Source organism: Streptomyces sp. NPDC037288 (genome assembly GCF_055603265.1).
On sequence record NZ_JBVJVY010000058.1, the window covers coordinates 20,000 to 31,980 of the forward strand.

18 protein-coding genes are annotated in these 11,981 nt (G+C 71.3%); 16 read left to right on the plus strand and 2 right to left on the minus strand.

Annotation, left to right across the window (positions count from 1 at the left end):
- Positions 1-96 precede the first annotated feature (96 nt).
- From ACZ7GZ_RS37660 to ACZ7GZ_RS37730, 15 genes are all read left to right on the plus strand, one after another.
- Positions 97-603: a hypothetical protein gene (locus ACZ7GZ_RS37660; protein ID WP_471031548.1), complete on the plus strand. Its 507-nt coding sequence runs from the start codon at positions 97-99 to the stop codon at positions 601-603.
- On the plus strand, positions 600-1,121 hold the full coding sequence (locus ACZ7GZ_RS37665) for a hypothetical protein (RefSeq protein ID WP_471031551.1): 522 nt from the start codon (positions 600-602) through the stop codon (positions 1,119-1,121). Before ACZ7GZ_RS37660 ends, ACZ7GZ_RS37665 begins: the two co-directional genes overlap by 4 nt.
- Before the next feature lie 210 nt (positions 1,122-1,331).
- On the plus strand, positions 1,332-1,640 hold the full coding sequence (locus ACZ7GZ_RS37670) for a hypothetical protein (RefSeq protein WP_471031552.1): 309 nt from the start codon (positions 1,332-1,334) through the stop codon (positions 1,638-1,640).
- Positions 1,641-1,717: 77 nt separating this feature from the next.
- Positions 1,718-2,488 carry a hypothetical protein gene (locus ACZ7GZ_RS37675; protein ID WP_471031555.1) on the plus strand — a complete coding sequence of 257 codons (771 nt, stop codon included), beginning with the start codon at positions 1,718-1,720 and terminating at the stop codon, positions 2,486-2,488.
- A gap of 342 nt (positions 2,489-2,830) precedes the next feature.
- Positions 2,831-3,217 carry a hypothetical protein gene (locus ACZ7GZ_RS37680; RefSeq protein ID WP_471031558.1) on the plus strand — a complete coding sequence of 129 codons (387 nt, stop codon included), beginning with the start codon at positions 2,831-2,833 and terminating at the stop codon, positions 3,215-3,217.
- Between the two features lie 97 nt (positions 3,218-3,314).
- Positions 3,315-4,016 carry a hypothetical protein gene (locus ACZ7GZ_RS37685; protein ID WP_471031559.1) on the plus strand — a complete coding sequence of 234 codons (702 nt, stop codon included), beginning with the start codon at positions 3,315-3,317 and terminating at the stop codon, positions 4,014-4,016.
- 84 nt (positions 4,017-4,100) lie between these two features.
- Positions 4,101-4,403 (plus strand): hypothetical protein, encoded by a 303-nt coding sequence (locus tag ACZ7GZ_RS37690; protein WP_471031561.1) that lies wholly within the window; start codon positions 4,101-4,103, stop codon positions 4,401-4,403.
- An 88-nt stretch (positions 4,404-4,491) separates the two neighbouring features.
- Positions 4,492-5,190: a GGDEF domain-containing protein gene (locus ACZ7GZ_RS37695; protein WP_471031563.1), complete on the plus strand. Its 699-nt coding sequence runs from the start codon at positions 4,492-4,494 to the stop codon at positions 5,188-5,190.
- Positions 5,187-5,645, plus strand: a complete 459-nt coding sequence (locus ACZ7GZ_RS37700; RefSeq protein WP_471031565.1) for an ASCH domain-containing protein — start codon at positions 5,187-5,189, stop codon at positions 5,643-5,645. Before ACZ7GZ_RS37695 ends, ACZ7GZ_RS37700 begins: the two co-directional genes overlap by 4 nt.
- Positions 5,642-6,169, plus strand: a complete 528-nt coding sequence (locus ACZ7GZ_RS37705; RefSeq protein WP_471031566.1) for a WhiB family transcriptional regulator — start codon at positions 5,642-5,644, stop codon at positions 6,167-6,169. The genes ACZ7GZ_RS37700 and ACZ7GZ_RS37705 overlap by 4 nt, the downstream gene beginning before the upstream one ends.
- A gap of 10 nt (positions 6,170-6,179) precedes the next feature.
- Complete coding sequence (locus ACZ7GZ_RS37710; protein ID WP_471031567.1) at positions 6,180-7,037, plus strand: Lsr2 family DNA-binding protein; 858 nt, start codon at positions 6,180-6,182, stop codon at positions 7,035-7,037.
- A 1-nt stretch (position 7,038) separates the two neighbouring features.
- Positions 7,039-7,530: a hypothetical protein gene (locus ACZ7GZ_RS37715; RefSeq protein WP_471031568.1), complete on the plus strand. Its 492-nt coding sequence runs from the start codon at positions 7,039-7,041 to the stop codon at positions 7,528-7,530.
- A 468-nt stretch (positions 7,531-7,998) separates the two neighbouring features.
- On the plus strand, positions 7,999-8,184 hold the full coding sequence (locus ACZ7GZ_RS37720) for a hypothetical protein (RefSeq protein WP_471031569.1): 186 nt from the start codon (positions 7,999-8,001) through the stop codon (positions 8,182-8,184).
- Positions 8,185-8,258: 74 nt separating this feature from the next.
- The gene (locus tag ACZ7GZ_RS37725) at positions 8,259-8,504 is read left to right on the plus strand and encodes a hypothetical protein (RefSeq protein ID WP_471031571.1); all 246 of its coding nucleotides are present in this window, start codon (positions 8,259-8,261) and stop codon (positions 8,502-8,504) included.
- Positions 8,501-8,749, plus strand: coding sequence for a hypothetical protein (locus ACZ7GZ_RS37730; protein WP_471031574.1), 249 nt, complete (start codon positions 8,501-8,503; stop codon positions 8,747-8,749). The genes ACZ7GZ_RS37725 and ACZ7GZ_RS37730 overlap by 4 nt, the downstream gene beginning before the upstream one ends.
- 68 nt (positions 8,750-8,817) lie before the next feature.
- Here ACZ7GZ_RS37730 and ACZ7GZ_RS37735 read toward each other — a convergent pair whose 3' ends face one another.
- Together ACZ7GZ_RS37735 and ACZ7GZ_RS37740 are read right to left on the minus strand one after the other, a co-directional pair.
- Positions 8,818-9,972 (minus strand): ParB/RepB/Spo0J family partition protein, encoded by a 1,155-nt coding sequence (locus ACZ7GZ_RS37735; RefSeq protein ID WP_471031575.1) that lies wholly within the window; start codon positions 9,970-9,972, stop codon positions 8,818-8,820.
- Entirely contained in the window at positions 9,972-10,631 is a 660-nt protein-coding gene (locus ACZ7GZ_RS37740; RefSeq protein WP_471031578.1) for a ParA family protein, read from the minus strand. Before ACZ7GZ_RS37740 ends, ACZ7GZ_RS37735 begins: the two co-directional genes overlap by 1 nt.
- Before the next feature lie 277 nt (positions 10,632-10,908).
- Between ACZ7GZ_RS37740 and ACZ7GZ_RS37745 the strand changes: the two genes are divergently transcribed.
- Positions 10,909-11,799: a hypothetical protein gene (locus ACZ7GZ_RS37745; RefSeq protein WP_471031580.1), complete on the plus strand. Its 891-nt coding sequence runs from the start codon at positions 10,909-10,911 to the stop codon at positions 11,797-11,799.
- Positions 11,800-11,981 lie beyond the last annotated feature (182 nt).

Here is an 11,981-nt window from a genome sequence, read left to right on the forward strand (position 1 = left end):
TAGGCGGGGACGGGGCCCGCTCAACCCGGGCGGCCGCAGCACCGGCAAAGGCCGGCCGCCCGCTCCTTCACCCCTGCGAGATCAGGAGAACCCAGCATGACGCATCGCTCCGCCCTTTTCGCCGCCGTCCTCGGACTGGGCCGCGCCGGGTCGAACATCGGTGATCATTTCGTTCAGTCCGACTACTGTGCCCGGGTCAAGGGCGCCACCGACGACAAGCCCGTCCACTTCGCGGCCACCCCGGACGATGAACCGACCGTCCACGGCACGGCCGACGGCATCAAGGCATGCGCCTGGCACTGCCTGACCTACACCGCCACCCAGGCCCTCGCGGTCGGGGCCGGCGCCCGCATCCTGGGCATCCGGCTGCACCCCGGTGCCGCCGCGGCCGCGCTCGCCCTGTCGTTCGTCACGCACTACGCCGCGGACCGCCGGGTGCCGGGCGGGCTCCTGGAAACGCTCGCCACGAAGACCGGCAAGGGCAACTTCTGGCGTCTGGCCGATCACGGAATCAACGGCGCGTACTGCCTGGACAGCGCCTGGCACCACGGCTGGGAGACGGCCGCCGCGCTGGTCGCCACCACCGGAGCGACGACCCGGTGACCGGACACCCCCGCGCCGACGACCACGACCTCCAGGACGACGACCACGAGGGCCGCGCCGGCCTGGAAGCGGCAGTGCACCGACGCGGTCCGCGCGTGAGTCGTGCCGCCGACGCTACGCCGAACAACCCCAACCCACAGGGTGCCGGCCGCACCCGGCGCCCGCCGTTACCCCAGGAAGGGCACCCGCGCATGGGCATCACGATCACGAACACGTACGGCACCGCGCACCACGTCAGCGAGACCAACCCGGCCCACGTCACCAGCTGCGACCGGTACCGGCTGCCCCTCGTCGGCGCCATCGCCCCCGGCAACCCCGGCTACGAGGACATGGTCGAGATGCTGCGGGACAACGGCCACGACACCCGTCCCGAGGGTTACGGGCTGATCTTCCTGGAGTCCGAGGAGTTCAGCGCGACGTACTTCGGGTCGATCGAGCAGATCGAGCAGTACAAGCGCGACAACGTCGACGGCAAGGCGACCTTCGACGCCTCGCAGGGCGTCATGTACGCCCAGTGACCCCACGGCAAGGGCTGGGACGACTTCCTTCCCCGCGTCTTCTGGAACCAGGCACAGCGCGGTGGGATCGCGGACGGAGTCGGCCTCGTCACCGCCTTCGCGCACACCGAGATCCCGGGCGCTGAGGTCATCGTCTACGAGTTCGAAGGCACGTGGCTTCCCGGCGGCAAGCCGGAGCAGCTGGTCACCTACCACTGCACCGCCTGCCACATGGACACGTTCCACGACTGCGGGCACGTCCACGAGAACACCGGACCCGACAGCCGCCGCTGGGCCGCCCGCCAGGCCCGCCAGCACATCATCAGCGCCGCCCGGCACGGCGTCGGCGACACCAACAGCGCCTGCCGCCCCAACAACGGCGAGATGCTGCGCGCCGTGAACGCGGTCGCCCGCGACATGTGGGGCACCACGGGCAACGCCCTCCCGGACACCTACGACGCGTACTGCGCCACCAAGGGCCCCTGCTCGATCATCCGCGAACTCCGCGCCGGAGTACGCCCGCCCGTCTACCGCGCCTGACCGCCGACGTGCGCACCCCGACCAACACCCGGTTATCGAGCGGCCCCGGCCGCCAACACCCCTTCGTGGAGGACCGCATGGCCCGCAAGCCTGTCACCTGGTACATCGCCACCCCCGCCGACGGCATCATCGAGATGTCCCGGCACGCCGGCACCCCGGTGAACCTCGCCGCCAACGTCGGCCAGGCCGTCGACCACCCCCAGCCCTGCACCAACCTGTGGTTCGACGAGAGCCCCTTCTCGTACTTCCGCATGGTCAAGCGCGTCGGCGAGGCGCTGGAGGACACCGGCATCTGGCCCATCACCTGGCCCGTGCGGCTGTGGATCGTCCAGCCGCTGGGCGAGACCGGCAACTGGGGCCAGCGCCACTACCCCTACCGGCTGCTCTCCCACCGGATCCGCGTCCTCGAGGAGACCGACGCCCACCGCGCGCTCGGCCCCGCCGGCCGCGACGTCCTGGACGTCGTCCAGCAGCAGATCCCCGAGCAGGCCGTCCGCTGGGCTGCGGACTGGGACGCCGACCCCGAGGGCATGCGCCAGCGGCAGTGGAACTGGGCGCAGTGCGGCGGCCGCACCTACGGCAGCGGACGGTGGGCGGAGTCGGTGGCCCTGACGACGTCGCACGCCCGCCGCGAGTCCGCCGCGCAGACCTGGATCGAGCACCTCGCACGCCGCGCCGTCGACCAGGCCCTCGCCGACACCGACGCCAGCATGTACGCGTACAGCTACGCCTACGGCCGTGCCACCGGCCATGCGGTCGCCGCCCAGCACCAGGCCCGCTTCGACGCGTACGTCCTGGACGCGCTCCGCGGCACCGGCCTCGACTCCCCCGCCGCCGTCGCTGCCTGACGGGCTCTCCGTGCCGCCCCGGCCCTCCCGCACCACGGAGGCCGGGGCGGTCGCGGTGGCCCCTCAAGCACTGACACGGAGAGGAGATGGGCGTCATGCCGCGCACCGAAGAGTTCTATGAGGTCGACGTCCCGATACACGACACCACCAACCCGGCCCGCAAGGGTGACCGCCGGTGACCCCCGCGTGCGGCTGGGACCAGGACGCCCTACCCAAACGCTGACCGGACGCTCTCCGTACGCCCCCGTTCGCCGCGCCGCCCCCGGGCGGGCGACGGCGGGGCCGTGCGGTATCCGTCCGGTCAGCCGAGACCGGACGACCGGCCCTCTCCTGGAGGTCACCGTGTCCCTCGCCCGCCGCTCCCTCATGGAGGCCGCCGCCGCCCGCTTCGGCTGGCGCCGCGCCTACGGCGACACCACACAGGTCGACGCGCTGCTCACCGAGCAGACCGAGACCGCCTACACCAAAGCCGCCGACCACGCCGCGCTCGCCACCGCCAAGAACAGCGAAGCCCTGGCCGTGCAGCCCGGCGTCCTGGACGCCCGCGGCCGGATCCTCGCCGACGTCCTCTACCTGGAGGGCGTCCTGACCGGGGCCCGCAACCGCGGCCTGCCCAGCGAGGTCATCGAGCGCCTGGAGGACGTCGTCGACCACGGCCACGAGCTGACCGTGCTGCTCGCCGACGCCGTCCGCTCCACCGCCGCCGCCCACGCGAGCAGCGGCAACTGAGACGCCCGGGACGGCCGCAGGCCGTCACACCCGGCCGTCCCGGAGCCACCCCTTCCCCCACCAGAGCGCATCCGACAGAAGAAGGAGCACACCCAGCATGCACGCATCCGTACGCCGCGCCGCCATCACCGTCGCCGACGCCGCAACCGAGGGCCTGGACATGATCACCGTCGTGATCGGTGGAGCCATCGGCGCCTGGGCGGGCTACACCTACTCGCCCGACACCTGGTCCGGCGACTGGCGCCTCGCCTTCGCCGGCGGCGTCGCGGTCGTCGCCGCCGTCGCCGTCAACTCCCTGGCCGAGCTGTTCCTGACCCCGCTGCGCCGCCTGCTCAACAAGGCCCGCAGCACCGCCCAGCCGACCACCACGCGCACGCGCACCGCCCCGGCCGCCCCGGCCACCCTGTCCGAGGGCCTGGCGCAGGTCGCCGCCGCCACCGAGAACGACGCCGCCTCCCGTGCCGCCTCGGACGCGTGGCGGATCGACCAGGGCGACGGTTTCCTGCGGGACGAGGACCGGTGGCGCGGCTACAAGGACGGCGAGGCGTCCTTCTTCCTCGCCCCCGGCGTCTGGCTGCACTACCGCAGCGAGAAGAACGAGTTCGGCCACCGCAAGCCCCAGTTCGCGCTGCTGACCGGTGACGGCGACCAGCCGTTGCCGATCAACAACGTCCAGGAGATCCGCCACCAGCTCGCCGCCCGCGCCGCCGACCTTCCCGCCACCCCGGCCGCCGACGCCACCGAGGACCAGGGCGACGTCCTGGACGACGACCTCACCGGCCTGCACGCCACCGCCTGACGGGCTGCCCGTGCCGCCCCGGCCATCCCGGCCGGGGCGGTCGCGGTGTTCCGCCACGACCAGCGCAGGAAGGAGATGGGCGTCATGCCGAACCTGGAGTTCTACGAGGGAGACGTCCCGATACACCGCATTGACCAGCAGCTGCACGGACTGCACGTCTTCACCGGCCAGGCCACCTCCCCCAGCGAGGCCCTGGCCCGTGCCCACCAGGTCTACGACGCGGCGCTCGCGGCGCGGAAGGCCGGACTCGACAAGCCCGGCCGCCAGGACGGCGGCTGGGGAGCGAGCGGGGTCCGCGACGGGTGGGAGCTGGACTGGCGGGCGGCGAAGGCCGGCCGCTGGTCCAACCCGTTCAGCTGGACCAGCACCAGCAGCTTCGAGCTGTAGATACGCCCCGAGGCAGACGCTCACGGCCTGGAAACCGACGCCTGCCTCGGGCCACCCATCCCGTACAAGACGAGAGGGAGCCCCCAGTATGGCCTCCACCGTGCGCGTACACGCCCCGTCCGGGCAACGCGCCCTGTTCATCACCACCTTCGCGGTGCCGCTGACCGGCTGGACCGTCCACGCCGTCAGCCTCCACCGCAAGCTGGCCGCCACCCGGCGCGAGCTCGCCGACCGCCGTGACCCGCTCACCGGACTGCTCGGACGCGACGGCTACACCACCCGGGCCCGGCAGATCACCGACCGGTACGGCGACAGTTCCCTGGTGGTCTTCGTGGACCTGGACCACTTCAAGGAGATCAATGACGGCCCCGGCGGGCACGCCGCCGGCGACCGCGTCCTGGCCGCCACCGCGCAGCGCCTCACCGCCTGGGCGGGAAGCCGCGGCGCGGTCGGCCGGCTCGGAGGGGACGAGTTCGCCGTCACGGCCCGGATCGCACCGACCCGCCGCGAACTCCGGCTCGCCCAGCTGGTCACCCTGCTCGCGCAGCCCGTCCAGGTCGACGGCGGCGCCCTGGTCGACGTCGCCGCGTCGGTCGGCGCCGCCTCCCCCGACGTCCTCGGCACGACGGACCTCACCCTGCTTCAGCGGGCCGCCGACGCCGCGATGTACGCGGGCAAGCACACCGGCCGCGCCGTCCTCGCCGACCGCTCCCACGCCACCGTGCCGTCCATCAACGGCCGGCGCGCCGGGCGGCCCGGCACCCACACCCTCGGAGCCGCCGCGTGAAGACGCCGACGCTCTACGCCCCGGACTCCATCCGGGGCATCACCATCAAGCAGCCCTGGGCGGCCTGCATCCTGCACGGCGACAAGCGCGTGGAGAACCGGCCCCGGGCCTGGGCGCCGGGCTGGCGCCTGCTGCACGCCGGAGCTGCGATCGACCGGTCCGCGTTGCGCGACCCGCTCGTGGCCCGCACGGTCCGCGGCCTGGAGTTGCCCACCCGCGCCGTCCTCGGCCTCGTCCGCATCACCGGCTCCCACACCGACACCGGCGAGCCGTGCAGCCCCTGGGCGCAGACCGAGTGCGTTCACCTGGACCTGGACGACGTCCACCCGCTGGCCCTGCCCGTCCCGTGCGACGGTCAGCTCGGCCCGTGGCGCGTCCCGCTGGGCGTGTACGAGCGCGTCCTCCTCCAACTCCCCCCGCACCTGCACGCACTGCTCCCGGAGGCCGCGTCATGAGCCGCACCGGCGTCGCCAACCCCAGCCACTTCGCCGACCCCGACCCGCGCTTCCCCTTCCCCCACAGCCCCGTCCCGACCCGCTGCCAGACGGAGCCCGCCACGTTCGACTTCGCCAACGGCGACCGCAGCGGCGAGAGCCGGGCGGCGACGGAGCGGCGGCTGGCCAGGGCACGCCGGGCCTGCTCCGGCTGCCCCATCGTCAAGGACTGCCTGCGGTGGGCGCTGGTCAACAAGGACCTCACCAAGGTCAGCATCTTCGCGGCCACCACGCCCAGCCAGCGCACCGCACTGCGCAAGCGCATGGTCGACCGGCTCGGACCCGACTGGATCGACGTCCTCGCCGACCAGGACCAGGCCCGTCGCGAACGGGCCGCCGCCGCCCGGCACACACCGCTGACCATCAGCCAGGCCCGCATCGTCCGCCTGGACCGTGAGGTCAACGGGCCGATGCCCAAGCCGCTCACCCCCGCCCAGCAGCAGCGCAACATGGTGCGGCTCATGGCTGGCCTCAAGGCCGCGTAGGGGGGCTGGGATGTTCACCGACTGGCACGAGGCCCTCGAAGCCTCCGACGGACTGCCCCTTCACCCCACCAGCACCGAGCAGGAAGCCGCCGCGGCCCGCACCCTGGCCCGCAACGCCACCAGCAAGGAGGACCTGGTCCTCCTCCTGGACGCGGTCGGCCTGCCCCGCGGCGACGACACCCTCACCGCCCTCCTCCCCCTCCTGAACAGCCCCGAAGGAGCTCCCGACATGCAGCAGACCCCGGCGGCCACGGGCCCCAACGCGTTCGAGGCGACGGCGCTGTCCATGTTCTACGCCGACCACTCCATGGCGGAGATCACCGAGGCGACCGGCCTGCCCGAGGACGAGATCACCGCCCTCGTGGCCGCCCAGCAGCGCAAGGCCGACGCGGGCGAGACCGATGACACCACCCCGGCCGCCACCGACGGCGCCACCCCGGCCGCCCCGGTGGTCGACGACTCGGTGGAGCAGCTGCTCGCGTGGGCCGAGACGCACCCCACCGCCGGCATCCGTAACAAGGCCGTCCGGGTTCGCGCCGACGTGGCCGAGCTGACCGCCCGGCGCGCCGCCGACGACGCGCAGCGCGAGGCCGAAGAGCGCGTCGCCCAGCTCACGGCCGAGCTGGAGAAGGCGAAGGAGAACCTGCGCGCCGTGAAGGCCGGCGCTCACCCCGCCCCGGCCGCGGCGACCGCACCGACGCCCATCCGGCCCGGCCTCGGCAGCGGACGCACCCGGGAGGAGCTGGCCGCGATCCGCACCTGGGCGCGCGCCAACGGCCACCAGGTCGCCGACGCGGGCATGATCCGCAAGGCCGTGCTCGAGGCGTACGACGCCGCTCACCAGGCCCCGGCCGCGAAGGCCAGCTGACATGGGCGACGCCGACGCGATCGTCCTGGACGGCTTCCTGGACGAAGAGACCGTGCCCGGAGACCTGCACGGGTCGACCGCCCGCTTCCGCCTCACCGTCTCCCCGACGGACGAGCGCACGGACGAGATGATCCTTCCCTGCAGCGTCACCGACTCCGAGCTGGCGCACGCGGTCATCCACGACCTGGCCCCCGGCGACAAGCTCCGCGTCACCGGATACCTCCGGCTCCCCCGCACACCGGACGAGCCGATGTGGCTGGTCGTCACCACCCTCGCCGTGCTGGAGACCGCACCGCAGCTCTCCGACCCGGCCGCCGTTGCCACTGCCATCATCGAGCGGTACGGCCCGTACGTCTGCTGGTTCGACGCCGACACCACCGACGTGGAGGTCTTCACCGAAGGCGGCACATGGGTCGGCACCGCACCCGAGCCGAACGACCTGGGCGAACTGCTCGAAGCCTTCGAGCACCGCCAGGCCGCCGGCGGCGAGTAGCGGAGCCGCCGTGCCCATCCGTCCCGAGAACCTGCACCGGTACCCGCGCGACTGGAACGAGATCAGCGCGCGAATCCGGTTCGAGCGGGCAGGCGGCCGCTGCGAGTGCACGGGCCACTGCGGTCTGACGCACCCGGGCGGCCGCTGCCCCGCCGTCCACGAGCAGATCCACCCCGACACCGGCTCCGTGGTCGGCCTCACCACCGCCCACCTCAACCACACCCCCCGAAGACGTGCGAGACGAGAACCTGCTCGCCGCCTGCCAGCTGTGCCACCTGCGCATCGACCACGGCCACCACCGGATCACCCGCTCGATCACCCTCGCCGCCCGCGCGGCCGCCGCCGGACAGCTCGGCTTCCTCACCGACGCCGACCTCGAGCGCATCGAGCCGCCGACCCCGCCCCGGCCGCCCGCGCCCCGCACAGCACGCCCCGCCCTCCAGCTCTCCTTCACCAGGAGGCTTCCTGATGCCCGACCAGCCCAAGGCCGCGCGCACCGTCCTGGAGCGCTTCCCCGCCGGCGGCCCCCGCGGCTCCTGGCCCGCAGACGAGTACGCCGCCCGGCAGCAGGCCCAGGGGCAGCCCGCCCGGGTCGTCATGGACCTGTACACCGACCAGTTCCTCGTCATCGCTGACAGCCCCGCCCAGGACTGAACCCGCCCCACCGGCCGGGCCCACCAAGGCCCGGCCGCTCCATCTGCCAACCACCGAACAGGAAGGCGCCCACCGTGGCCCGCATCCGTATCTGGATCGACCCCCAGCACTGCGACGGCAGCGTCTGCGAACACGCCATCACCCCCTCCGGCAAGCCCCGCGACGCCAAGGCAGGCTGTACCGGCCGTGCCCGCTACCAAGTGATGTGCAGCGAGCACGCCGCCGTCGGTGAGCCGCAAGGCCTGCGCACGCTCGCCGAGTCCACCCAGACCGCCCACCGCGACAGCCACAAGGCCGCCCTGGCCCCTCCCGCCGCGTGACCGCCTGCTTCCGCCGCTGCGGCCACGGCACCGGACCCCTCCACCCCGGCGACCACCGCGCCGTCGCCCAGTTCACCGCGATGCTCACCGCCCGGCAGAGGCTGGCCCCGTGGACCGGACACGGCGACGTCGCCGTACGGATCACCCGCGACGGCCGCGTGCTGGAGCGCGGACGCCCCGCCGAAGGGCAGCCCGCCGATGCTGACTCGCGGGACCTCCCACTCGACATCGATCTGACCAGCTGAGAACACGAAGCGGCCCCCGCCTCCCGGATTGAGTCCGGATGGCGGGGGCCGCTTTTTTCATGTGTGGATCAAGCTGGCTGCCGCTGACCGAGCTCGATCAGCAGTGCCCGGTATTCCTCGGGGTGCTGCTCGCGCAAGATCCTCATCCAGACGCGTGCACCCTGGACGAAGTTCTCCGTGGTCATCTTCACGTGCATGTGGTGGACGACGTACGGAGCGTCGTCGTACGGCAGCCTGCGAGGCTGACTGTCTCTCCCGTGGGTGGCGGTGGCAGCATCGGCATCCTCGGCGATGTCGTGACGCGGGCCAGGAACCGAAGTCGAATCATGTACTGGAGAGGTTGGGCTCTCTGGCTCCCCGTCCTGGTTTACCGCGGTAAACCGGGTCCCAGGCGTGGCCTCGGTTTGCTGAGAGGGTGCCGTAGCCGTGGGCGCCTGGTTTACCGCGGTAAACACGCCTGCGTTCGGCGGCGCCTGTGGCGGCGTGACCTCCGCATGATGCGATGCCGGTGCCACTGCGGCTCGAGCGCGCAGCTCGGCAGCGGCTTGCTTCTCCAGGCGCCGTCGCTCGAGCTCGTCCTGCCACGCTGCTGCCTGCTCCCCTGACGGCAGACCAGCGATGTCCCGGGCAACCCGGACCGGCATCTCACCGGCGCTCACCAAGTCCTGCAGCTCCGGAATGAGCTTGAGTAGCTTGCGCTGCTGACTGACCCAGCCCTTGGTCTTCCCGTAGTAGGCGGCCACCTGATCCGCGCCGCCAAGTTCGGTGACCATGGTCTCGATGGCGATGGCCCGTTCGATCGGGTCCAGATCCCTGCGGTCGTTGTTCTCCGACTGCACCGCATCGAGGAAGTCCGCCTTGGACCTGGCGATGTCTTCACGGTGGACGACCTCGATGACCGTCAGACCGACAAGCTGGGACGCACGGTACCGGCGCTCACCATTGGCGATGACGTATGAGGCGCTCCCAACGTTGTCAGCCTCAGCCGGCCACAACTTCAGATAGGCGGCGCGAGAGACGACGACTGCCGGCTGGAGCTGGTCTTTCTTCAGCTTCTCACCGAACTCGCGAAGCTCTTCTTCGGTCCCGAAGTTGCGGCGCGGATTGAACCGAGTGCAGTGCAGCCTGTCTAGGGGCAGAGACAGGAGGACTGCATCACTGCGGCCGGGGACATCTTCGACCTTGGCGCCTGCCAGGGTGGCGAGGCTGGTGCGGCGCCCCATCAGCGACCACCGCCATAACCGAGTTCGATGGCAAGGCGGTAGAAGTCCTCGCGTGCCTTGTAAGACGGGCGATTCTCCTCGTACTGGGTGACGACCTTGCCTTCGACTGAGGCCCGGGTGTGCACCTTGTAGCGCCTTATCACCGACTCCAGAGTCGGCCAGCCCTGCGCAGCGATGTAGTCGCGAGTTTCCTCAAGGTCTGCCTTGCCGTCGCGAGGGTCCCAGTTGTTGACGAGCACCCGGTACGGGAGTCCAGTGGGCTCGATGACCTTCGCGATGGTGCGGGCCGTCGGATCGAAAGCCAGCGGCTCCGGCGGCATCGGGACGATCACTTCGTGGGCGTACTTCAATGCCTCACGGAGCAGGTTCTCGTCCTGAAGGCTGCCAGGGGTATCGATGAAGACGTACTGCAGCTGGCCGGAGCCCTTCAGCACGTCGGCTACGACAGCACCGAGGTTGAGGGTGACGGTGGTTTTGCCGACGCCGCCCTTCTGGTTGGCGATGACCACGACCTTGGCGCCAGTGTCCTTGAGGACTGCCAGGTTCTCAGGAGTCTCGTGCTCCTGAGAGAAGTCGAAAGGTAGATCTGTGATCCTGTTCGCCCACCAGACTGTGGAGGCCTGGGGGTCGATGGACACAACGTAGACAGCAGCTTGCATCTGATGCTCCGTATGCTTCCCGTGTGTTCCGGTACTGCGGGCACGAGCATCATTCCAGACGGATACCGCGGCGTTAACGGCGACTCCGGCAATTCGCCCACCGACGCTGTCGGAAGGCGCGTCACGGTTTTACGACATCGGGCCAGTCCGAGCGCTCCTGTCCTCCGAGAGGTTGGACAACACCCTGTCGGGATCGGGAGGACCAGGGGGAGTTACCCGTGTCTTCCTTGTCGAAGGGCCTGCTGTGACGCGACCGTTGCCCCTGGCGATCCGCCTGTTGACTCCGACTGTCGCTCCGCCGACGTGGATCGAGGCGGTGGCGGAGGCGGTACGGTTGCTGGCTCCCTCTTGGGACGGCGGCCAAAGCAATCAGCTGAGCACTCTGGCACTGGCGCTGTTCGCGCGGACGCACACCGGGGACCGGGCGCCCCAGGAGGTCTCTCTGGAGGAGATCCTCACGGCTTTGGGCGTGCCCGAGGACGGCGTGCTGACGCGGGAGCCGGCCGTACGCGGGGAGATCGATTCGGCACTGACCGAGGCCGGACTCACCCCTGGGCTGAGCCCCGAGAGCTCCCCGCTGTGGAGGATCTACTGGAACCTCTGCGAGGTGTACCGGCAGCCCATGCACGATGACTTCGAGCCTGAGGCACCGTCACCGTCACCGTCACCAATGCGGCAATGTGTGCCCGGCCTTGCCCGGCACCTCGCGGGCATGACCGAGGAGGTGCGTAGCGGCTTGGAGCCGGTGTCAGTCGAGGCGGGAGCGCTGCGCGTCGACACGACGCGGGTCATGATGGTCAACCGACACAGCCAGGCACGCCTGGACTGTCCGGACCGCTGCCCGCCGGAGGCAGGCGGGCACCTGGTCGTGGATGGTCCCGACGCGATGTGGGTGTGCGGCAACGACCACCAGACACTCCGCCCGGGCTGGCTGTCGGCAGTGCACGCACGCAACGCCCTGCGCCCGCTGGGCATCGACCCGGCCGTCCAGGGCCGAGTCGATGCCGGCGGCCCCTTCTATGTCCCTGTGGCCGACGCCCCGGAGGACGCCGACCCCGCGAAGCCGTTCGGGCTGCCATGGTTCGAGCCGCTCGAGCCGCTGGTCGGCCGCGACCGCATCGTGGAGGACGTGATCCGGATCGTCGACGAGCGGCAGGGCCGTGGATGACTTTTCTCGCGCGGGTGGAGCACCGCTGGCCGGCGGGCCGCCGTGACCTGCACTGGCTGATCATCCCCGGCGTGGACTTCGCCCGCGGGTGTTATCAAGTTGAGGAGCGGGGGTGTGATGATCTTGGTGGGGATCGTTGTGGGAGGGGCCGTTCGTGGATACCGCTGCACCGTCGTACCGGG